This window comes from Mesorhizobium sp. WSM4832, assembly GCF_055811115.1.
Genome location: NZ_JBVVQH010000002.1, coordinates 115332 through 138158, shown reverse-complemented (window position 1 = coordinate 138158; position 22827 = coordinate 115332). Strand labels below are relative to the sequence as shown.

At 64.3% G+C, this 22827-nt stretch carries 16 protein-coding genes; 12 read left to right on the top strand and 4 right to left on the bottom strand.

Annotated elements, in window-relative coordinates; translation table 11 throughout:
* Positions 1 to 17 precede the first annotated feature (17 nt).
* Entirely contained in the window at positions 18 to 452 is a 435-nt protein-coding gene (locus AC0L2L_RS03700) for a hypothetical protein (protein WP_473576270.1), read from the top strand.
* A 54-nt stretch (positions 453 to 506) separates the two neighbouring features.
* Here AC0L2L_RS03700 and AC0L2L_RS03695 read toward each other — a convergent pair whose 3' ends face one another.
* From AC0L2L_RS03695 to AC0L2L_RS03685, 3 genes are all read right to left on the bottom strand, one after another.
* Entirely contained in the window at positions 507 to 1277 is a 771-nt protein-coding gene (locus AC0L2L_RS03695) for a helix-turn-helix transcriptional regulator (RefSeq protein ID WP_473576268.1), read from the bottom strand.
* A complete protein-coding gene (locus AC0L2L_RS03690; RefSeq protein ID WP_473576267.1) occupies positions 1274 to 1984 on the bottom strand; it encodes a helix-turn-helix transcriptional regulator in 711 nt (236 codons plus the stop codon). The genes AC0L2L_RS03695 and AC0L2L_RS03690 overlap by 4 nt, the downstream gene beginning before the upstream one ends.
* 438 nt (positions 1985 to 2422) lie before the next feature.
* Positions 2423 to 3454, bottom strand: a complete 1032-nt coding sequence (locus AC0L2L_RS03685; RefSeq protein ID WP_473576265.1) for a histone deacetylase family protein — start codon at positions 3452 to 3454, stop codon at positions 2423 to 2425.
* A 171-nt stretch (positions 3455 to 3625) separates the two neighbouring features.
* Here AC0L2L_RS03685 and AC0L2L_RS03680 point away from each other — a divergent pair, with 171 nt between their 5' ends.
* The 8 genes from AC0L2L_RS03680 (at position 3626) to AC0L2L_RS03645 (ending at position 14439) form a co-directional block, all read left to right on the top strand.
* Positions 3626 to 5284: an amidohydrolase gene (locus tag AC0L2L_RS03680; RefSeq protein WP_473576263.1), complete on the top strand. Its 1659-nt coding sequence runs from the start codon at positions 3626 to 3628 to the stop codon at positions 5282 to 5284.
* A gap of 140 nt (positions 5285 to 5424) precedes the next feature.
* Complete coding sequence (locus AC0L2L_RS03675; protein WP_473576262.1) at positions 5425 to 6528, top strand: ABC transporter ATP-binding protein; 1104 nt, start codon at positions 5425 to 5427, stop codon at positions 6526 to 6528.
* Positions 6528 to 7475, top strand: coding sequence for an ABC transporter permease (locus AC0L2L_RS03670; RefSeq protein WP_473576261.1), 948 nt, complete (start codon positions 6528 to 6530; stop codon positions 7473 to 7475). The genes AC0L2L_RS03675 and AC0L2L_RS03670 overlap by 1 nt, the downstream gene beginning before the upstream one ends.
* Complete coding sequence (locus AC0L2L_RS03665) at positions 7468 to 8280, top strand: ABC transporter permease (protein ID WP_473576259.1); 813 nt, start codon at positions 7468 to 7470, stop codon at positions 8278 to 8280. The genes AC0L2L_RS03670 and AC0L2L_RS03665 overlap by 8 nt, the downstream gene beginning before the upstream one ends.
* Before the next feature lie 46 nt (positions 8281 to 8326).
* The gene (locus AC0L2L_RS03660; RefSeq protein WP_473576257.1) at positions 8327 to 9355 is read left to right on the top strand and encodes an extracellular solute-binding protein; all 1029 of its coding nucleotides are present in this window, start codon (positions 8327 to 8329) and stop codon (positions 9353 to 9355) included.
* 246 nt (positions 9356 to 9601) lie between these two features.
* On the top strand, positions 9602 to 10798 hold the full coding sequence (locus tag AC0L2L_RS03655) for a serine hydrolase domain-containing protein (protein WP_473576255.1): 1197 nt from the start codon (positions 9602 to 9604) through the stop codon (positions 10796 to 10798).
* Between the two features lie 23 nt (positions 10799 to 10821).
* Entirely contained in the window at positions 10822 to 12000 is a 1179-nt protein-coding gene (locus AC0L2L_RS03650; RefSeq protein WP_473576254.1) for a serine hydrolase domain-containing protein, read from the top strand.
* A 123-nt stretch (positions 12001 to 12123) separates the two neighbouring features.
* Positions 12124 to 14439, top strand: coding sequence for a Tex family protein (locus AC0L2L_RS03645; protein ID WP_473576252.1), 2316 nt, complete (start codon positions 12124 to 12126; stop codon positions 14437 to 14439).
* Here AC0L2L_RS03645 and AC0L2L_RS03640 read toward each other — a convergent pair whose 3' ends face one another.
* Positions 14440 to 15351, bottom strand: coding sequence for a LysR family transcriptional regulator (locus AC0L2L_RS03640; protein WP_473576250.1), 912 nt, complete (start codon positions 15349 to 15351; stop codon positions 14440 to 14442).
* Positions 15352 to 15456: 105 nt separating this feature from the next.
* Here AC0L2L_RS03640 and AC0L2L_RS03635 point away from each other — a divergent pair, with 105 nt between their 5' ends.
* The 3 genes from AC0L2L_RS03635 to AC0L2L_RS03625 all read left to right on the top strand — a co-directional run bounded on the left by AC0L2L_RS03635 (position 15457) and on the right by AC0L2L_RS03625 (position 22740).
* The gene (locus AC0L2L_RS03635) at positions 15457 to 16653 is read left to right on the top strand and encodes an acyl-CoA dehydrogenase (RefSeq protein ID WP_473576248.1); all 1197 of its coding nucleotides are present in this window, start codon (positions 15457 to 15459) and stop codon (positions 16651 to 16653) included.
* A gap of 309 nt (positions 16654 to 16962) precedes the next feature.
* A complete protein-coding gene (locus AC0L2L_RS03630) occupies positions 16963 to 20322 on the top strand; it encodes a transglutaminase family protein (RefSeq protein WP_473576247.1) in 3360 nt (1119 codons plus the stop codon).
* Positions 20323 to 20328: 6 nt separating this feature from the next.
* A complete protein-coding gene (locus AC0L2L_RS03625) occupies positions 20329 to 22740 on the top strand; it encodes a circularly permuted type 2 ATP-grasp protein (RefSeq protein WP_473576245.1) in 2412 nt (803 codons plus the stop codon).
* Positions 22741 to 22827: the final 87 nt, after the last annotated feature.

Here is a 22827-nt window from a genome sequence, read left to right as displayed (position 1 = left end):
ACGGACGCCGCTAATCCATGGACCGGCAACCACACGCCAATTCCCGCGAGCTGATCGTCGCCAGCGCCATCGAGGCCGTGGTGGGCGAATTGAGGCTCATCGACGTTGCCGACTATATCGCCTTCATCCGGCTCGAGCATTTCGCCTGCCTGTCGGACCTGGTGGATTCGGCCGCCGAGCTTTACTTCCGGCCGGGCACGCTGCGGCTCGGCCATGGCGGCGAGGCACATGTCGACTGGGGCGGCAGCCCGCGCATCGTGCTCGATCTCGAGCTCCGGCCGCGCGGCGTGACGGTGTATTTCCAGCTGACGTTGACCGAGCACGAGGCTTCCGTGGTGGTCAACTACGTGTCGTTCGAGAAGCCTGGCGAGACGCCCGAGCACAACACTTGCTTGCTCGAGGACGCGATCGAAGAGGCACGAATCCGCAGGACCGAGCCGCTCGCCTTTTGATGCGGTCGCCCCGAAACTCGCTGCGGCGCGTTCAAAGCGGTGCGCTTAGCGCGGCTATTCGATCAGGCCGAGCCGCAACGCTTTGGCGACCGCCTGGTTGCGGTTGACCGCGTTGAGCTTCTGCGTCGACTGGGTGAGGTACTGGTTGGCGGTGTGCACCGAGAGCTTGAGGAGCTTGGCGATCTCTTCGCTGGTGTTGCCGTTGGCGGTCAGCTTCAGGCACTCGATCTCGCGCTTGGAGATCGAACGCGTCCTGCCAGCGTCGCCGGGGCGGATGCGGGCGACCGCCGCGAACAGCGCGAAGGAGCGAGCGTGGATCTCGCACAGCGTGTCGTCGGACAGTGCGATCTCGGAGCCCAGGAAGACGACCAGCCCGCATTGACCGCGATCGGCATGCACGGGGAGGGCTATGCCATTGGTGCCGGGCGCCAGCGGCGCGGCCGGCTCGGCCCAGGCTAGCGACTGGAAGGCATGCCGCGATCCGGCGGTGCCCTCGTCGGCCCACCAGCGCGGGGTCGTCGAGAGCCGGCTGTGGCGCACCATATCCTCGCCATTGGCGCCGGAGATGAATTTGGTCGCGACCGCCGTGCCGGGATAATCGGAATCGAAACATGCCACGAGACGCTCGCGCTCGGGCGAGGGGCTGACGAAATAGAGGCCGAAGGCCGACGCGTTGATATCGACGGCGATCCAGCGGCAACGGCGCACTGCATCCGGAATGGTGGCCGCGTGATGGGTCTCGGAACCGAGCGAGAAGGCGCCGAACGGACTGCGCTGATCGTTGAAAAGGGCCTCGGCGGCCTCTCTGACCTGTACGTGCTTCAAATGATGCCGCTCCTGATCGCCGTCGCGATCGCCATCGCGCGGTTGCTGGCCGCAAACTTCTGGATGGCGTGCGTGATGTAGCTGTTGACGGTGTTCGACGAGACGCCGAGGATGACGGCCACCTCATCGGTGGTCTTGCCTTCCGAAACCCAGAACAGGCATTCGCGCTCGCGGTCCGACAGCGGATCCTGCATGGACGCCGCCGCGATCAGCTGCGGAATGCCGGAAAGCGCATAGCAGCATTTGAGCTGCGCCTTCATCAGGGCGGTCAGGTCGATCTTGCCCGCCTCGGCAGCCGAGAACAGCACGAACAGGCGCTGCCGGCCGACATTGAGCCGCAACGAATAGATTTCGGCGTGGCCAAGCACGTCGAGCAGCCGGGCCTCTTCCCCGGTCAGCAACGCACCGGCGTCAGGCGCGTGCGCCGCCACCAGCGGCCTTGGGCGTATGCCGGGCGCCACGGTCAAGGGGCCCAGCGCCAGGTTGGCGATCAGCCTTTTGCCGATCAGCTCTATGGCGTCGAAAATCCAGTTCGAGGAGACGATGCGCGCATCGTTGCGGTCCTGGTCGTGCACGATGGCGACCAGCATATAGCTGTCGGCGCCGATATCGGCGGCAAGCTGCATGAAAAAACTGGTGAGATCGCCGCGCGACGTCAGGCGCGAGCCTAAAGCATCGGATTGGAGAAGCGCGGCGGGACTGCTCATTTGTATTCTTGGATTCTTGCCGGAATCGATCCTTGTGCCCGGTGTTGGCGAAGCCAACGGCCGGACCCGAAACGCGTCACGTTTACGAAGACACACTCACGGGCGCGAACGGCGCCCAACCGCGCCGAATCCCTCTAGGGAACGCGAAACCGTCCGCGTCTGGTGCCGGCCTGGCGCCGGAACTCGAGACTTTGGGTGGTCGCCGCGCCCCCCATGGACCGGCTGATTCGGGTCTAATCTACCCGCAGTTGAATCTGACATCAAACGCGATTTGACAAAATCGAATCTAATGGACTCGCATTGCGACTCAGCGGCCCGTCGCCGCGTTACTTGAGGGTGATTTCAAAGTCGAACCCCGCCGATGATTCCCGGCGGGGGTCGCAAAAAATACGCCCCCGGACTGCATCCGAAGGCGTGTGTGCTTCAATCGGACGCGGATTAACGATCCTCGAAGCCTGTCAGCACGCCGACGGCGTTGATGCCGATCTCTTCCACAGCGTAGCCGCCTTCCATCACGAACAATGTCGGCAGGCCGAGGCTGGCGATGCGGCGGCCGATCTTGGGATAGTCCTCGCTCTTCAGCTTGAACTGGCTGATCGGGTCCTTCTCGAAGGTGTCGACGCCGAGCGAGACGATGACCACATCGGGGGCGTAGGCCGCAAGCCTGGCGCAGGCGTCCTCCAGCGACGCGCTCCAGCCGTCCCAGCCGGTGCCGAAGGGCATCGGGTAATTGACGTTGAAGCCTTCGCCTTCGCCCTCGCCGCGCTCGTCGGCATGGCCGAGGAAGAAGGGATACTCGACCATGGGATCGCCATGCAGGTTGAGCACCTGGACGTCGCCGCGGCGGTAGAAGATCTCCTGCGTGCCGTTGCCGTGGTGGTAATCGACATCGAGGATCGAGACGCGTTTGGCGCCCTGGTCGCGGAACCATTGCGCGACGACGGCGGCGTTGTTGATGAAGCAATAGCCGCCCATGAAGGCGGCGCCGGCGTGATGGCCGGGCGGGCGGCAAAGCGCGAATGCGGTCCGCTCGCCGCCCTTGACCAGGGCGGCGGCTGTCAGCGCGACGTCATAGGACGATTTGATCGCCGCCCAGGTGCCTTCGACGAAGGTCGCGCCGGCATCGAAGGAATAGTAGCCGAGCAAGGCATCGACGCGCTTCGGCGGCACGTCGCCGCGCAGGCCGCGCGTCGGCCAGGTGAAGCCCATGGCCGACCCCTTGAAACCGGCGGCGACCCATTCCGGCCACACCGTCGGCAGGAAATCGATGTAGTGCGCTTCATGCACGCGCTTGGCGGCCGCGAGGTCGTGCTCGACCGGTCCGATGATCGGCCCGAGCTTCTCGCTCTCCACCCGCGCCTTTATGAATTCTGCCCGCGACGGCTTCTCGAAACCCGGCACGATTGCCGACGTGACCAGTTCCATCTGCCCGGCATGGCCGGCGTGGAGAGGAGAGAAAACTGTCTTCATTTTGGGAGTTGGCTCGCTCTTCGGGTTCAAGTTTCGGTGGGTCTCGAACAGCTTTGTGGCAGAGGTTTCCGGCGCCGCCAAGAGGCATCGCAAATTGTTGTCTGAGGCCAGCATGGGACGGCTTGCCAGACGCCAATACTCTGCTAGCCTAGGCGCAAATGGGAGAAAATGATGCCGCAAACGGCCGATTTGATCGTCGAGAACGCCAGTGTATTGACGATTGATCCGGACACCCCTCGCGCTCAGGCGATTGCCATCAAGGGCGATCAGATAATTGCGATCGCAGATCGCGATAGCGTGCGCGATTACAAAGGCCCCGGCACGCGCGTCATCGATGCCCAGGGCGGTTCCGTCCTGCCGGGCTTCATCGAAGCGCATATGCATCTGTTCGGCGGTGCGGCCGAGCTCGACAATCTGCATCTGGCGGGCGTGCATGGCTTCGACGCGCTGCGCGACGCGATCCAGGGTTTTGCTGCCAAGCGCCCGGACGCCAGGCTTCTGATCGGCGCCGGCGTCGACTACGCCATCCTGCCGGAGCCGGTGACGCGCCACGATCTCGACCGCATCATTCCCGACCGGCCTTTCGCCATGTCGGCCTCCGACCACCACACGATGTGGGCGAACACCAAGGCGCTGGAAGAGGCCGGGCTGCTCCATGGCAGGCAGGTCGGGCAGGGCAACGAGATCGTCATGGGCGCGGACGGGCTTGCCGCCGGCGAGCTGCGCGAGGGCGAGGCGTTCGGGCCGGTCCTCGACCATTACGGGGCAAGCCGGACGCGACTTGGCCTCGAAGGCGCCGAGCCGGATCCATATCCTTCCGCGAAGGAATTGGCAGCCGATCGCGACCTGATGCATCGCGGCCTTGAGTGGTGCGCCAAGCACGGCATCACCTCGATCCAGAACATGGACGGCAATCTTTACCAGCTCGAGCTGCTGGCCGGGTTGGAAAAAGAGGGCCGCCTCATCTGTCGCACCAAGATCCCGTTTCACTTCAAGAACTTCATGAAGCTGGACATGCTGGAAAAAGCCTCGCGGATGGCCGCGGCCTACAATTCCGAGTGGCTGTCGTCCGGCATGGTCAAGGTCTTCTATGACGGCGTGCTGGATTCCTGGACGGCGGTGATGGTCGACGACTATGCCGACCGGCCCGGATGGCGCGGCGAGCCGCTGTTTTCGCCGGAGCATTTCGCCGAAGTGGCGGTCGAGGCCGACAGGCGCGGCCTGCAGATCGCCGTGCATTCGATCGGCGACGGCGCGGTACGTGCCGTGCTCGACGGCTACCAGGCGGCGTTGAAGAAGAACGGCCGGCGCGACAGCCGGCACCGCGTCGAGCATATCGAGGTGACCACGTCGTCCGACGTGCCGCGTTTCGCCGAGCTCGGCGTGCTGGCGTCGATGCAGCCAGCGCATCCGCCGGGCGCGCTGAACTTCCCGATGGAGCCGACGATCTCGCGCATCGGCCGCGACAAGTGGCCATTGAGCTATGCCTGGCGCACGCTGAAAAACGCCGGCGCGCGCGTGGTGTTCGCTTCCGACTGGCCGGTTTCGCCGGTCGATCCGATCCTGTCCATCCAGGCGGCAGTCATGCGCAAACCTTGGGCAGAAGGGATGCCGGACCAGAGCTTCTCGGTGCAGGAAGCAATAGAAAGCTACACGGTCGAGGGCGCCTATGCCGAGTTCATGGAACACCGCAAGGGTCGCCTGAAAGTCGGGTATCTCGCCGATATCGTCGTTTTGTCGGCTGATATCGAGACGACGGCACCGGAAGCGCTGCACACGGTGCGTCCGGTGACCACCATTTGTGGAGGGAAGATCACCTACCAAGCCTAACGATGGCATAGGAATTGCTTAATTGAACTCGACACTCAGATCGAGTCACTGCTCCGCAGTTGCCAAGCCGCCAAGCTTATGGTGACAATCAAAAAGGAACACACCTGCCGACAAGAGCAGGCTCTCTCAATGGGGTAATCGTGCCGGAACAACCGGGTAAGAACGCGATCGAAGTTCGCGGTGTTCGCAAGGTTTTTGGAACCGGCGAAAACCAGGTAGCCGCCCTCGACACGGTATCGGTGTCGATCCGCGAGAACGAGTTTTTCACGCTGCTCGGACCGTCCGGATGCGGAAAGACGACACTGCTGAGATTGATTGCCGGCTTCGATTTCCCGACCGCGGGTGAAATCCTGCTGCACGGCCAGGACATCGCGCCGCTGCCACCCTTCAAACGACCGGTCAACACCGTCTTCCAGAGTTACGCGCTCTTCCCTCACATGACGGTGGCACAGAATATCGGTTTCGGGCTGGAAATGCTCGGCAAGCCAAGGGCCGAGATCGAAGCGCGCGTCGCCCAGATGCTGAAGCTGGTCAAGATGGAGGCGTTGAAGGCGCGCCGCACCAGCCAGATTTCGGGCGGCCAGCAGCAGCGTGTGGCGCTGGCCCGCGCGCTGGCGCCGCAGCCGAAGGTGCTTTTGCTCGACGAGCCGCTGTCGGCGCTGGACTACAAGCTGCGCAAGGAAATGCAGATCGAGCTGAAGCGGCTGCAGAACGAAACCGGCATCACTTTCATCTTCGTCACCCACGACCAGGAAGAAGCGCTGACCATGTCCGACCGCATCGCGGTGATGTCGGCCGGCAAGATCCTGCAGGTCGGCACGCCGCACGACATCTACGACCGGCCGGCCGAACGTTTCGTCGCCGACTTCATCGGCGAGACCAACTTCCTGCCGGGCACGGTAGTGTCGAAGAAGCCCGGTATGGCGACGGTCAAGTTCGCCAGCAACGCGACGATCTCCGCCGGCTATCCGGAGGGGTTCGATCCTTCTGGCGAGGTCACGCTGGTCGTGCGCCCCGAGCATGCCGATCTTGTGCCCGATCCAGCAAAGGGCACGATTGCCGGAACGCTTTCCAACATCGTCTATTTCGGCACCGACACGCATTATCACGTCAAGCTCGACGGCGGCGGTGAGGATTTCATCGTGCGCCACCAGAACAGCCGTTCGAGCGCGGTGACCTTCGAGACCGGCGCCAAGGTCGGCATCCAGTTCGAGGAGGACGCCGCCCGCGTCCTGAAAGACTGATGACGACAGCCACACTCGCCCCAATCCCGCTCTCCAAGGCCGCATCGTTCGAAGCCCAGGCGGAGAAGGCCGGCGCGCGGCGCAACCGGCTGCTGTCGCTGCCGGCGCTGATCATCATCGGCATATTCGGCGTGCTGCCGCTCATCATCATCTGCGTCTACTCGTTCCTCGTCGCCGCGCCCTATGGCGGGGTGCAGTGGCAGTTCTCGACCGACGCCTATCTGAACTTCCTGTTCCAGCGCGACATTTTCGACGACACGCTGCAATTCACGCCGGACTTCCTGATCATCTACCTGCGCTCCTTCCTGTTCGCGGTGGTGACGACCATCATCTGCCTGCTGCTCGGCTTCCCGACCGCCTATTTCATGGCGACACGGCCGCCGGCGCAGCGCAATTGGTGGGTGCTTCTGATCACCATCCCGTTCTGGTCGAACCTTCTGGTGCGCACGCTGGCGATCATGTTCATCATCCGCGACGAGGGCCTGATCAACAACGCGCTGATCGGGTTAGGCGTGATCGATAAGCCGATCACCATGCTCTACACCAACTTCGCCATCCAGCTCGGCCTGCTCTACGCCTTCCTGCCGTTCATGGTGCTGCCGCTCTATTCCAGTCTCGAGAAGCTCGATTTCCGGCTGATCGAAGCGGCCTACGATCTCTACGCGACGCGTCGGCAGGTGCTGTGGCGGGTGATCATTCCGCTGTCCAAGCCCGGCATCATCGCCGGCTGCCTGCTGGTCTTCATCCCGGCGCTCGGCGCCTATGTGACGCCGCTGATCCTGGGTGGCGGCGTGCACCTGATGATCGGCGATCTCATCGCGCAGCAATTCGGATCGGGGCGCAACTGGCCGCTCGGCTGCGCGCAGGCGCTGATCCTGATGGCGGCGGTGCTGGTGGCGCTTTTCTTCTATGTCCGCAACACGTCGGGGAAGCTGCAGCATGGCTGAACCCCGCATCATGGACATCAAGGACCAGCCGGGCTTCCGCTCGATCGCCATCATCTGCCTTTTGGTGCTCTATGTGCCGGTGCTGATCCTGATGATCTTCTCGCTGAACAGCGGTTCGCTGGTCACGCAATGGGAAGGCGTCTCGCTCAACTGGTACGGCAGCGCGCTGCTCAACGGGGAGTTCCACAGCGCCGCGAAGAACACGCTGATCATCTCGGTGACCGCGACGATCGTCTCGACGATTTGCGCGACGCTGGCGGCGATCGGCATGACCAGGGTCAAGCCATGGCGCGGGCTCGCCGCGGCCTTCATGGTCATCAACCTGCCGCTGATGGTGCCCGAGATCATCACGGCGGTGGCGACGCTTTCCTTCTTCGCGCTGATCGCCGGCACGCTCGGGCTGAATTTCGGCATCGGCAATCTGATCCTCGCCCATACCGTGTTCTGCATCCCCTTCGCCTATATGCCGATCAGGGCGCGGCTCGAGGACATGGACCTGACGCTCGAATACGCGGCGGCAGACCTCTATGCGACGCCATGGAACGCCTTCAGGCGCATAACGCTGCCGCTGCTGGTTCCCGGCATCATGTCGGGCGGGGCACTGGCCTTCATCGTCTCCTTCGACGATTTCACCATCACGCAGCTCGTCGCCGGGCCCGGCCAGACGACACTGCCCCTCTACATCTGGAACCAGATCCGGCGACCGATGACGCCTGAGATCAACGCCGTCTCCACAATCCTGCTCCTGGTGTCGATCCTGTTCGTCTCGGTCTCGTTCCTGATCGCGCGGCGACGCGCAAAATGACTTGAGAGCTCCAACACAACAATGGGAAGGCAAGGAGAAACATAAAATGTCTAAAAAACTGATGGCGGCCGTGTCCGCGGCGGTGCTGTTATGGGCCGTGCCGGCGCTCGCCGACGGCGAACTGCACATCTACAACTGGGGCGACTACACCAACCCCAAGCTGATCGAGAAGTTCGAGAAGCAGTACAACGTCAAGGTGACGCTGGACGACTACGATTCCAACGAAACCATGCTGTCCAAGGTGCGTGCCGGCAATTCCGGCTACGACATCGTCGTGCCGTCCGACTACACCGTGAAGATCATGGTCGAAGAGGGCCTGCTCGAAAAGACCGAGCCCAACGCGATGCCGAACGGCAAGAACATCGATCCGCGCTTCCTCGATGTCTATTGGGATTCGGGCCGCCACTACACTGCGCCCTGGCAGTTCGGCACGACGGCCTTCGCCGTCAACACCGACAAGTTCAAGGGCGACATCAACACGCTGGCGATCCTGTTCAATCCGCCGGATGAGCTCAAGGGCCAGATCAACGTGCTCGACGACGTCAACACCGTCATGCACGCGGCCGAGCGCTATGCCGGCGTGCCGCGCTGCGGCGCCGACAAGGCCAATCTGAAGAAGGTCAACGACATCCTGATGGCCGCCAAGCCGTCGTGGAAGACGTTCAGCTACGACACGATCACCAAGATCACCTCAGGCGACGTGATCGTGACCGAGCAGTGGAACGGCGCGACCTATCGCTCGCGCAAGGCGATGCCGGCGGTCAAATATGCCTATCCGAAGGAAGGCATCGAAGGCTGGATGGACAATGTCGCGGTGCTGAAGGGCGCCAAGAACCTCGACAACGCCAAGCTGTTCCAGGACTTCATCATGGCACCGGAGAACGCGGCCATGATCTCGGATTTCGCCGGCTACGACAACGGCATTGCCGGCAGCCATAAATTCCTGCCGCCGGAATTCGCCAATTCGCCGGAAATCATGCCGCCGGCCGGGTCGCCGACGCCGGAATTCGTGCCGCCATGCCCGCCGGAGGTGGTGGAGATCTACAACAAGATCTGGACCAACCTGCGCAAGTAATCTGCAGGAATGCATGACAGGAGGGGAGGCTCCGGCCTCCCCTTCGTGTGACTGTTTCTGTGCATGTCGTTTTCCCAAGACCACTGCCCACTTTGGGCGACATGCATTGGCGCGTTTCACCGTTTCATGGAAACGGCGACCCGCTCCATCTCTTTGTTTTGACGCAATTCCGGACGGAAAGTTACGGCGAAGTCGCCGAACCCGACCGCTTCACTTTTTTCCTGGAATTGCTCTGGGGAGGACAGGATGACGTCTTACCGCAACTCCGATCCGCGGCCGCCAATCATGCAAGGATCGCCGCCCACGCTGGTGCCGCCGAAGCTCGATTGGGACCGACCGCCGTGGAACCGCTGGGCCTTCCAGCATATCCGCGAATTCTTGCCGACGGTCGAGGTCTGGCGCGGCAACGGCCATCGCCATCGCTTGGAGCGCGCGGAAGTCGACCTCGACGATCTGCGGGTGGTCGATAGCAACGGAGCGCCGACGACACTCGCTGGCTTGCTCGACGAGACCTATGCCGACGGCTTCCTGGTGCTGAAGGACGGCAGAATAGCCTATGAGCGCTATTTCAACGGCATGGACGAGCGCACGCTGCACCTGTCGCAATCGATGGCGAAGTCGGTCACCGGATCGGTGTGCGGCATCCTGGTCGGGCGCGGCCTTATCGATCCTGCCAAGCAGGTGACCGACTATCTGCCGGAACTCGGCGAAACCGGCTGGGCTGGCGCCACCGTGCAACACGTGCTCGACATGACGACGGGCGTGCGCTTTTCCGAAGAATACACCGATCGCTATTCCGAGATCGGCCAGGTCGATGTCGCCACCGGCTGGAAGCCGATCCCGCCGGGCAGCGATCCGGAGTTTCCCTGGCCTTCGCATCTGTTCGAGCTGATCCTGCGGCTGAAAGACAAGGTACGCCCGCACGGCGAGGCCTTCGAATACCGCTCGATCGAGACCGACGTGCTCGCCTTCATCATGGAACGGGTGAGCGGCAAGCGCCTGGCGCAGCTTGTCTCGGAAGAACTCTGGCAGAAGCTCGGCGCCGATGAGAGCGCCTGCTTCACCGTCGACAGCGCCGGCTATGCGCTGGCCGACGGCGGCTTCAATGCGACGCTGCGCGACTATGGCCGCTTCGGGCAATTGATCCTCGACAATGGCGGCGGCGTGATCCCGGCCGAATGGGTCGAGGCGACGCGCAACGGCCAGCATGGGCCGAATTTCAGCCCGAGCCTTCCGGACGGCAGCTATCGCAACCAGTTCTGGATCGAGGATTCGCGCTCACGCTCGCTGATGTGCCGCGGCGTGTTCGGCCAATTGATCCACATAAGCTGGGAGCACAGGATGGTCGTGGTGAAGCTCTCGACTTATCCGGATTTCATCAACGCCGCCTATTCGGTGGCGACGCAGAAGGCGGTGCATGCCATCGCCGCCGCGCTGGCCTGAAAACCTCAAACCGGGAAAGTATCATGGCCGGCAAGACCACGTTCGAGACCAAATACGGCTTTGCCCGCAAGGATGTGCGGCTCGACAACTGGCGGCTGAGGCCGTTCAGCCAATGGTCGTTCCAGAATGTCGGCGAGTTGGTGCCGAGCGTGCTTGTCGAGGCCGCGCCGGGTGGCGAGGAGCCAGCGAAATCCCTTGGCAGCTTGCTGGACGAAAGGGTCGGGCTGGCCGGCGGCGCCGAAACCGTCCAGGCCTTCCTCCAGCGTTCCGATACAGACGGGCTGACGATCCTGAAGGGCGGCAAGCCGGTCGGCGACTGGACGGCGCCCAACATGGCGTTCGGGGCGCGCCACATCATCTTCTCGATCAGCAAGTCGGTGACTGCGGTGCTCGCCGGCATACTGGAGGGCGAGGGGGTGTTCGACCCGGAAGCGCCGATGACAGAGTACATCCCCGAGGCCAAAGGTTCGGCCTATGGCGACGCAAGCGTGCGCCATGTGCTCGACATGACAGTCAGCCTCGATTTCGAGGAAGCCTATCTCGATCCGGAAAGCGCCTTCGCCCGTTATCGCCGCGCGATGCTGTGGAATCCCGGCGGCGGGTCCGAGAGCCTGGCGGCATTCCTGCTGACTCTGCCGCGGCTCGCCGAGCCGCACGGCCAGACCTACCGCTATCGCTCGCCCAATTCGGACGTGCTCGGCATGCTGGTGGAGCGGGCATCGGGTAAGCGCATCGGTGATTTGCTCAGCGAGAAACTGTGGCTGCCGCTGGGCGCCGCGAGCGAGATGTCGGTGACGGTCGATATGGAAGGCACGGCGCGCACCGCCGGCGGCATGTCGATGACGCCGCGCGATCTTGCCCGCATCGGCGAGATGATGCGGCAGGGCGGGACAGTCAATGGCCGCCGCATCGTGCCGGAAGCCTGGGTGCGCGACACGGTTGCCGCCGGCGGCAGCCATGAAGCCTGGCAGCGCGGCACGATGGCGTTCCTGTTCCCGAAGGGGCGCTACCGCAACAAATGGTACCAGACCGGCCACGACAGCGGCGCGTTCTGCGGCATCGGCATCCACGGCCAGTGGATTTACGTCAATCCGAAGGCGGAAGTGGTCATCGCCAAGATGTCGTCGCAGCCTGAGCCGGTGGACGATCGGCTCGATGTCGATATCGTCGCCTTTCTCGAGGCGTTGAGCGGGATGGTCTGAGCGGAGCCGGCGGCGCCTCGAACCTATGTTTTCCTGTGGAACCTAGCGACCCAACGAAAACAGAGCGGTTGGCGCAGCAGGCATCCCGGCCTATGGTCGCCGCTCTTTTCGGCAGGGACCAGCATGGCATCGGACATCAAGCGCATCGCAGCAATCATCGCGGCCGAGATCAGGGCGCGGCCGGAGCAGGCAGCGGCGGCCATCGGGCTGCTCGACGAAGGCGCAACGGTGCCGTTCGTGGCCCGTTACCGCAAGGAAGTCACCGGCGGCCTCGACGACACGCAGTTGCGCGACCTTTCCGAGCGCCTTTCCTATCTGCGCGAGCTCGATGCGCGGCGCGAGACGATCGTCGGCTCCATCCGCGAGCAGGGCAAGCTGACCGAAGAGCTCGAGGCCAAGATCGCCGCGGCAAGCACCAAAGCCGAGTTGGAAGACATCTACCTTCCCTATAAGCCGAAGCGCCGGACCAAGGCCGAAATCGCCAGGGAGCGCGGGCTCGGGCCGCTGGCCGAGGCGATCCTGGCCGACCGGTCGGCAGTGCCTGCCGAGCTCGCGCTCGCCTATGTCACGGAAGAGGTGGCCGACGCCAAGGCGGCACTCGAAGGCGCGCGCGACATCTTGTCGGAACAGTTCGCGGAGAATGCCGACCTGGTCGGCAAGCTGCGCGCTCATATGAAGGAGCGCGCCTTCCTGCGCGCCCGGGTCGTCGACGGCAAGCAGGAGGCGGGCACGAAATTCTCCGACTATTTCGACCATGTCGAGCGCTGGTCGGGCGTGCCCAGCCACCGCGCCTTGGCCATGTTGCGCGGCCGCAACGAAGAGGTGCTGTCGCTAGACATCGAGGTCGATGCCGATGACACCTCGCCAGTGAAGCCGGTCGAGCGGATGGTCGCCAATGCCTATGCCATCGGCGGCAGCCTGCCGGGTGATCGCTGGCTGATGGAGGTTGCCGGCTGGACGTGGCGGATCAAGCTTTCGCTGCACCTGACGCTCGATCTGATGCGTGACCTGCGCGAACGGGCCGAGGAAGAGGCGATCCATGTCTTTGCCCGCAACCTGAAGGATCTTTTGCTGGCGGCCCCCGCCGGCTCGCGGCCGACGATGGGGCTCGATCCCGGCATCCGCACCGGCGTCAAGGTGGCGGTGGTCGACGGCACCGGCAAGGTGCTGACAACGACGACAGTCTATCCGTTCCCGCCGAAGAACGATGTGCGCGGCACGCAGGCGGAGCTCGCCAAGCTCATCCGCTTGCACAAGGTCGAGCTGATTTCCATCGGCAACGGCACCGGCAGCCGCGAGACGGAGAAGCTGGTGGCGGACATGCTGTCCGACATGCCGTCCGACGGCGGGCCGAAGCCATTGAAAGTGATCGTCAGCGAGGCTGGCGCCTCGGTCTATTCGGCGTCGGCGACGGCTGCGGCGGAATTCCCCGGCCTGGACGTATCGTTGCGCGGCGCGGTGTCGATCGCCAGGCGCTTGCAGGATCCGCTCGCGGAATTGGTCAAGATCGAGCCGAAGTCCATTGGCGTCGGCCAATACCAGCACGATGTCGATCAGTATCGGCTCGGACGCTCGCTGGAAGCTGTGGTGGAGGATGCGGTCAACGCCGTCGGCGTCGATCTCAACACTGCTTCCGCGCCACTGCTGGCGCGGGTTTCCGGCCTTGGCCCGTCGCTTGCCGATGCGATCGTCGCGCATCGCGATGCGACCGGCCCCTTCGCCAGCCGGAAGGATCTGCTCAAGGTGTCCCGGCTCGGGCCACGCGCGTTCGAACAATCCGCCGGCTTCCTGCGCATCCCAAACGGGAATGAGCCGCTCGATGCCTCGGCGGTGCATCCGGAAGCCTATGGCGTGGCGAAGAAGATCGTCGCCGCCTGCGGTCGCGACGTGCGCGCGCTGATGGGCGACAGCGCCGCGCTCAAGGCGCTCGACCCGCGCGTCTTCGTCGACGAGCGCTTCGGCCTGCCGACGGTGCGCGACATCATCGCGGAACTGGAAAAGCCTGGACGCGATCCGCGCCCCGGCTTCAAGACGGCGACCTTTGCCGAGGGCGTCGACGACATCAAGGATTTGAAGCCCGGCATGCTGCTTGAAGGCACAGTCACCAATGTCGCGGCATTCGGCGCCTTCGTCGATATCGGCGTGCACCAGGACGGTCTGGTGCACGTCTCGCAACTGGCCGACCGCTTCATCAAGGACGCGCATGAGGTGGTGAAGGCAGGCGATGTGGTGAAGGTTCGGGTCGTCGATGTCGACATCAAGCGCAAGCGCATCGCGCTTTCGATGCGCAAGGACGGCGGTGAGGCGCCTCGCAATGGCCAGCGTGACAGTGGCGGCGGCAAGCCGGCGCCGCGCTCGCCGGCGCCGCAGCGCCAGCCGGAAAAGCCGGCACAGGGCGCGTTCGGTGCGGCGCTCGCCGAGGCGATGAAGCGCAAGTAGCTACCACGCCAGGACAGCCGGCTCCTTGCCGATCTGACCCAGCAGCCACTCGCGAAAACTGGCAACCGGCGGATGGCTACGCTTGTCATGCGGCACGACCAGATAATAGGCGCTGCGGCTTTGCATCGGCTGGCCGGGGGCTGGCACCAACTGGCCACGCTGCAATTCCCCGGCAATCAGGATTTCCGGCAGCAGCGCCACGCCGAGGCCCGCCATGCAGGCCTGGGCGACGGTGCCGAACTGCTCGAACTGCATGCCGGGGCCAGTCGGCGCGCTCAGACTCTGCTCTTCGAACCATTCGCTCCAGGCGCCGGGTCGCGTCGCCATGTGCAGCAGCGGCAGGCGACCGATATCGGCCGGCGTGGCGATGTCGCGGCTGGCCAGGAATTCGGGTGAACCCACCGGCATCACGGTTTCGCGCATCAAAAGCGTGCAGTCGGCGCCGGGCCAGTCGGGCAGGCCGTGATGGATCGCGGCATCGAGCCGTTCGCGCGCAAAGTCGAACCGCCCAATGCGGGTGGCGAAGTTGATCGTTATGTCGGGGTTCCGGGCGACGAAATCCGGGATCAGCGGCATCAGCCAGCGCGTGCCGAAGGTCGGCAGGATGGCAAGGTTGAGAACACCGCTATGCCGATTGCTCATCAATCCAAGCGCGGCATCGCGCAATTGGCCGAGCGCTGAACGCACCGCTTCGGCGTAGATCTCGCCGGCCGCCGACAGCCGGACATTGCGGCTGTCGCGTTCGAACAGCTGCCGGCCGAACTGTTCCTCAAGCAGGCTGATCTGCCGACTGACGGCGCCTTGCGTCAGGTCGAGCTCGCGCGCGGCGGCGGTGAAGGAGCCGAAGCGCGCCACCGCCTCAAAGGCGGCAAGGGCGGCGGTGTTCGGCAAAAGACGGCGCTGGACGTTCATGATCTATTACTAACGCTCATTGATCCGTGATGCAATTTCGTTTGATTTTTCCCTTGCAGAGGCCGATAAGCCGGGCACCTCAAAAAATTGCCGGGAGAGCGGGCCATGGCCGCCGAGAAGAATGCCTTCGTGTGGAACGATCCTTTCCTGATCGAGGACCAGCTTTCCGAGGATGAGCGCATGGTTCGCGACGGCGCCGCTGCCTTCGCCGCCGACAAGTTGGCGCCGCGGATCGAGGAGGCTTATCTCGACGAGAAGACCGACCCGTCGATCTTCCGCGAGATGGGCGAGGCCGGCCTGCTCGGCATCACCATCCCGGAAGAATATGGCGGGCTTGGCGCCGGATATGTGACCTACGGGCTGGTGGCGCGCGAAGTCGAGCGCATCGATTCCGGCTATCGTTCGATGATGAGCGTGCAGTCGTCGCTGGTCATGTATCCTATCCATGCCTACGGTTCGGAAGCGCAGCGCAAGAAATACCTGCCGAAGCTGGCCTCCGGCGAATGGATCGGCTGCTTCGGCCTCACCGAGCCGGATGCCGGCTCCGATCCGGGTGGCATGAAGACACGCGCCGAGAAGACCGCGAACGGCTACAGGCTTTCCGGCTCCAAGATGTGGATCTCCAACGCGCCGATCGCTGATGTCTTCGTCGTCTGGGCGAAGCTGAAGGGCGATAACGGCAAGGATGAGATTCGTGGCTTCGTGCTGGAAAAGGGCATGAAGGGGCTGTCTGCGCCGAAGATCGGCGGCAAGTTGTCGCTGCGGGCATCAATTACCGGCGAGGTGGTGCTGGAAGGCGTCGAGGTCGGCGAAGACGCGCTGCTGCCCAATGCCAGGGGCCTCGGCGGTCCGTTCGGCTGCCTCAACCGGGCACGCTACGGCATTTCCTGGGGCGCCATGGGCGCCGCGGAGGATTGCTGGCACCGCGCGCGGCAATACGGCCTCGACCGCAAGCAGTTCGGCAAGCCGCTTGCCGGCACGCAGCTCTTCCAGAAGAAGCTCGCCGACATGCAGACCGAGATCGCGCTGGGGTTGCAGGGTAGCTTGCGCGTCGGTAGGCTGATGGACGAAGGCAAGATGGCGCCGGAGATGATCTCGATCGTCAAGCGCAACAATTGCGGCAAGGCGCTCGACATCGCCCGCCAGGCCCGCGACATGCATGGCGGCAACGGCATCCAGATCGGCTACCACGTGATGCGCCATGCGCAGAACCTGGAGACGGTCAACACCTATGAGGGCACGCATGACGTCCATGCGCTGATCCTCGGGCGGGCGCAGACGGGTATCCAGGCGTTTTTTTGAGACAGGCAGCGCTATGCAGGCAATGTGCGCGCCTACAGACGTCGCGCGATTGAGGACCGCCTTCCCCCACTCCGCTCGGCTTTGCCGAGCCACCTCTCCCCCCTCCGGAGGGAGAGGAAGGGAGCCAGCCGGAACAGGTTCGCACCCTTCCTCCGGGGGAGAGGTGGCTGGGCAAAGCCGAGAGTGAGGGTCGACCTGCTCGGGGAGGCGAAACAAGGCGTTCGATTGGGTGCACCGCAACATCCGCTTGGAGATCGGCTACTATCTGTGTCAGGGTTCGGCTACTGAAACGCCGAACCCCGGGGCACCATGGCAATTCTGGCAGCCGTCCACCACCTGACCCATTACAAATATGACCGGCCGGTCATACTCGGCCCTCAGGTGATCAGGCTGCAGCCGGCGCCGCATTCGCGCACCAAGGTGCTCAGCCACTCGCTGAAGGTCGAACCGGCAAACCACTTCGTCAACCTGCAGCAAGACCCCTACGGCAACTTCCTCGCCCGCTTCGTCTTCCCGGAGCCGGTGAGCGAATTGAAGATCGAGGTCGACCTCGTCGCCGACATGACGGTCTACAACCCGTTCGACTTCTTCGTCGAGGAATCGGCCGAGACCTTTCCGTTCGACTATCCCGAGGAGATCAGGGACGACCTTGCCATCTACCGCATGCCGGAACCGGCAGGGCCGCTGCTCTCGGCATTCCTGGCGACGATCGACCGGAGCCCGAAGAACACCGTCAATTTCCTAGTCGACCTCAATGCGCGGCTGCAGCGCGAGATCGCCTATATCGTGCGCATGGAGACCGGCGTCTTTTCGCCGGAGGAAACGCTTGCCGCGAAAAAGGGCTCGTGCCGGGATTCGAGCTGGCTGCTGGTGCAGATCCTGCGCAACCTTGGCATCGCAGCCCGCTTCGTTTCCGGCTACCTGATCCAGCTCAAGCCCGATCTGGTCGCGCTGGACGGACCGCCCGGAACCGCCGTCGACTTCACCGACCTGCATGCCTGGTGCGAGGTCTATCTTCCGGGCGCAGGCTGGATCGGTTTCGACCCGACTTCCGGGTTGCTGACCGGCGAAAGCCATGTGCCGCTCGCCGCGACGCCGCATTTCCGCAACGCCGCGCCGATCTCCGGCATGGCAAGCTTCGCCAATGTCGATTTCGACTTCGACATGCGCGTCGACCGGATCGCCGAGCATCCGCGCATCACCAAGCCGTTCTCTGACGAAAGCTGGGAAGCGCTCGACGTGCTGGGCGAGAAGGTCGACACGGCGCTGAGAGACGGCGACGTGCGCCTCACCATGGGCGGCGAGCCGACCTTTGTGTCGATCGACGATTTCGAATCCGCCGAATGGAACACGGCGGCCGTCGGTCCGACCAAACGCGACAAGGCGGATGAGCTGATCCGCCGGCTGCGCGAGCGTTTTGCGCCGGGCGGCTTTCTGCATTACGGGCAGGGCAAATGGTATCCGGGCGAGAGCCTGCCGCGCTGGACCTTCTCGCTCTATTGGCGCGCCGACGGCGAGCCGGTGTGGCGCGATCCTTCGCTGATCGCGCGCGAGAAGAGCAGCGCCGCGGTCGGGCCCGAGCAGGCCGAAAGCCTGCTGACGGCGATTGCCGGCGAGCTCGGCATCGACAAGGCGATGGTCAGCGAGGCCTATGAGGATCCGGCCGAATGGCTGCTCAAGGAGGGCAAGCTGCCGGACAATGTCGATCCCTCCAACTCCAAGCTGGAAGACCCGGAGGAGCGCAGCCGCATGGCGCGCGTCTTCGAGCGTGGCCTGACCAAGCCGTCGGGCTATGTGCTGCCGGTGCAGCGCTGGAACAGCCAGGCCGCGGAACATCGCTGGCGTTCGGAGAAATGGAAGACACGTCGCGGGCGCCTGTTCCTGGTACCGGGCGATTCACCGGTCGGCTACCGCCTGCCGCTCGGCACGCTGCCTTACGTGCCGCCGGCGCAGTTCCCCTATATCGTCCCGGTCGATCCGTCGCTGCCGCGCGGCCCGCTGCCGGCGCGCGCGGCGATTTTGCCCAGGGCTGCTCCAGCAGAGCTCGAAGGCGCCGACGAAATGGCGCGCCGCCAGCAGGCGGTGTCGTTCACCGCCACGACCGGCCAGCAAGACCGCGTCGAGCAGGAGATCACCGAGATCGGCGGTGCGGTGCGCACGGCACTTTCGGTCGAACCGCGCGACGGGCGGCTCTGCGTGTTCATGCCGCCGGTCGAGGCGCTGGAAGACTATCTCGAACTGGTGGCAGCGGCGGAGAACGCGGCCAGGGCCATCGGCCTGCCTGTGCATATCGAGGGCTACGGACCGCCGCACGATCCGCGGCTCAACGTCATCCGCGTGGCGCCGGATCCAGGCGTCATCGAGGTGAACATCCATCCGGCAGCCAATTGGCAGGAATGCGTCGCAACAACCACGGCCATTTACGAGGAAGCACGGCAGTCGCGGCTCGGCACCGACAAGTTCATGATCGACGGCCGCCATACCGGCACCGGCGGCGGCAACCACGTCGTGGTCGGCGGTGCCACGCCGAACGACAGTCCGTTCCTGCGCCGGCCCGACCTGTTGAAAAGCCTGGTGCTGCAATGGCAGCGGCATCCGTCGCTGTCCTATTTGTTTTCTGGCCTGTTCATCGGCCCGACCAGCCAGGCGCCGCGCTTCGACGAGGCGCGGCACGATTCGCTTTACGAGCTGGAGATCGCGCTGGCGCAGGTGCCGCATCCGGACAAAGGCGCCGCACCTCTGCCATGGCTGGTCGATCGGCTGTTCCGCAATCTTTTGACCGACGTGACCGGCAACACGCACCGTTCGGAAATCTGCATCGACAAATTGTTTTCACCGGATGGCCCGACCGGTCGGCTCGGGCTGGTCGAGTTCCGCGGCTTCGAGATGCCGCCCAACGCGCGCATGTCGCTCGCGCAGCAGCTTCTGGTCCGAGCGATCATCGCCCGAGCCTGGAAAAACCCGCTCGAGGGCCGCTTCGTGCGCTGGGGCACCTCGCTGCATGACCGTTTTATGCTGCCGCATCATGTCTGGGCGGATTTCCTCGATGTGCTGGAGGATTTGAAGCAAAACGGCTTCGACTTCCGCCCGGAATGGTTCGCGGCGCAACTCGAATTCCGTTTTCCGTTCTGCGGCGAGGTTCAGCATGCCGGCGTCAAGCTGGAACTGAGGCAGGCGCTGGAGCCTTGGCATGTGATGGGCGAGCAGGGCGCGATCGGCGGCACGGTCCGCTTCGTCGATTCCTCGGTCGAGCGGCTGCAGGTGAAGACGGAAGGCCTCAATCCGGAGCGCCACGCCGTCGTCTGCAACGGCCGCATCGTGCCGATGAAGGTGACCGGCAATCGCGAGGTCGCGGTCGCGGGCGTACGCTTCAAGGCCTGGCAGCCTGCGTCCGGCCTGCATCCGGCGCTGCCGGTCAACACGCCGCTGGTCTTCGACATCTATGATCGCTGGTCGGGCCGTTCGGTCGGCGGCTGCGTCTATCATGTCGCGCATCCGGGCGGCCGCAGTTACGACACCTTCCCGGTCAACGGCAATGAGGCCGAGGCCAGGCGGCTTGCCCGGTTCGAACCGCGCGGCCACACGCCGGGCGGCTATGTGATGCGTGAAGAAGAAGTCTCTGAAGAGTTCCCGATGACCCTTGACCTCAGGCGACCGGCGAGACTCTGATCGAGAATGGCCAAGGGGAATCAGAAACGGGCGAGCGGCAGGCCGCGGGCGCATAGCCTGCTGGAGCGCTACCGGCCGATCGAAGGCGTCGTCGACGAGATGGTCGACGCGTCAGGCAGCCCGCGTCCGGCCTGGCGCAGTTTCGTCGATGCGCTGGACGAGCTTGGAGCGGAGCGGCTTGGGCAGCGTTTTGCCCGCGCCGATCAATATCTTCGCGATGCAGGCGTCTACTATCGTGTCTACGACGAAGCCGGCGCCAATGAACGGGAATGGCCGCTGGCGCATGTCCCGTTGCTGATCGACGAGAAGGAATGGACCGAGATAAGCGTCGGTCTCGTCCAGCGTGCTGACCTGTTCGAGGCGATCCTGGCCGATATTTATGGGCCGAACCGGCTGATCGAGAAGGGCATCCTGCCGGCCGGGCTGATTGCCGCAAGCCCGGAATATCTGCGGCCTGTCGCCGGCATCCGGCCGGCCAGCGGGCATTTCCTCCATATGGTCGCCTTCGAGCTCGGACGCGGGCCGGATGGCCGCTGGTGGGTGTTGGGCGATCGCACCCAGGCGCCGTCGGGCGCGGGCTTCGCGCTGGAAAACCGCGTCGCCACCACGCGTGCGCTGTCCGAAATCTATGGCGAGATGCATGTGCACCGGCTTGCCGGCTTCTTCCGCCGTTTCCGCGACGCGCTGAGCGGCATGGCGAAGGATTCCGGCGGCCGCGTCGCCATCCTGACGCCGGGACCGCTCAACGAGACCTATTACGAGCACGCCTATATCGCCCGCTATCTCGGCATCATGCTGCTCGAGGGCGAGGACCTGACCGTCTCCGACGGCCGGCTGATGGTGCGCACCGTTTCGGGGCTGATGCCGATCGGCGTCTTGTGGCGGCGGCTCGATGCCGCCTTCGCCGATCCGCTGGAGCTCAGGCCGGAGTCGCAAATCGGTACACCGGGGCTCGTCGAAGCGATCCGGCGCGGCACGGTTTCAGCGGTCAACGCCCTGGGTTCAGGCCTGGTGGAAACGCGAGCGCTGCTTTCCTTCCTGCCCAGGATCGCGCGGGAACTGCAGGGTGAAGACCTTTCGTTGCCGAACGTTGCCACCTGGTGGTGCGGGCAGAAGAACGAACGCGACCACGTGCTTGCAAATATCGACCGCATGGTGGTTGGCCCGGCGCTGTCGACGCGGCTCGCCTTCGAGGACGATGGCGCGACCAGGCTCGGTTCGGCGCTTTCGGCGGGGGAACGGGCCGAGCTTGTTGCGCGGATCGAGGCGGATGGCGCCGGCTTTGTCGGCCAGGAAGCGGTGACGCTGTCGACCACGCCGGTGTTTGTCGACGGCCGGCTGGAGCCGCGGCCAGCCAGTCTGCGCGTCTATCTGGCGCGAACGCAAGAAGGCTGGAGCGTAATGCCCGGCGGCTTCGCCCGTGTCGGCTTCTCGCTCGACCCGACCGCGATTGCCATGCAGCGCGGCGGTCAGGCGGCGGATGTCTGGGTGGTCAGCGACAAGCCCGTGGAGCGCGAGACGCTCCTGCCGCAGGAGCATGAGGGCTTCACCCGCACCATGCCGGGCAGCCTGCCCAGCCGCGCGGCGGAGAATCTGACCTGGCTTGGCCGCTATATCGAGCGCTCGGAAGACACGGTGCGGGTGCTGCGCGCCTATCACGTCAGGCTGGCGGAGACGTCCGACCCCGAGATGCCGCTGCTTGCCGATGTCAAGGACTATCTCGAGCCGTTCGGCATCGACGTCGAGTCGGCGATCCCGTCGGGGCTGATCGACACGCTGGACAGCGCGGTCTACAGCGCAGGGCAAATCCGCGACCGCTTCTCGCCGGATGGCTGGCTGGCGCTGAAGGACCTGTCGAAGACCATCCATAGGTTCGCCGGCATCGTGGCGCCCGGCGACGACGCGACGCGCGCGATGACGGTATTGCTGCGCAAATTGGCGGGCTTTTCCGGCCTGCTGCACGAGAACATGTACCGCTTCACCGGTTGGCGCTTCCTGGAGATCGGCCGCAGGCTGGAGCGTGGCATCCAGATCGCCCGCACGCTAGGCCGGCTGACCAGGAAAGAGGCGCCGGAAGGGGCGCTCGACATGATGCTGGAGATCGGCGACAGCGTCATGACCCATCGCCGGCAATACCCGGTGCGGGCGGGGCGGCGCACCGTGATCGACCTTTTGGCGCTCGACCCGCTCAATCCGCGCTCCATTCTGTTCCAGCTCGAGCGGCTGAAGGCGGAAATCGGCCTGCTGCCCTCGGTCGGCGGCGAGGGCCATATGTCGCCCGCCGCCAAGGAGATCCTGCAGCTCAACACGGCGATCGCCGTCATGGAGCCGTCGGACATGAGCGCCAAGGTGCTCGATGACTTCGCCGGCCAGATCGGCGATCTCTACAACAGTCTTTCCAGAGCCTATTTCGGGTAGAGCATCTGCAGCGAAAGGACCGCCTACAATGCTCTATCTCTTTGTTTTTACGCGATTCCAGGCGCAAGGCTGCGGCGAAGACGCCGA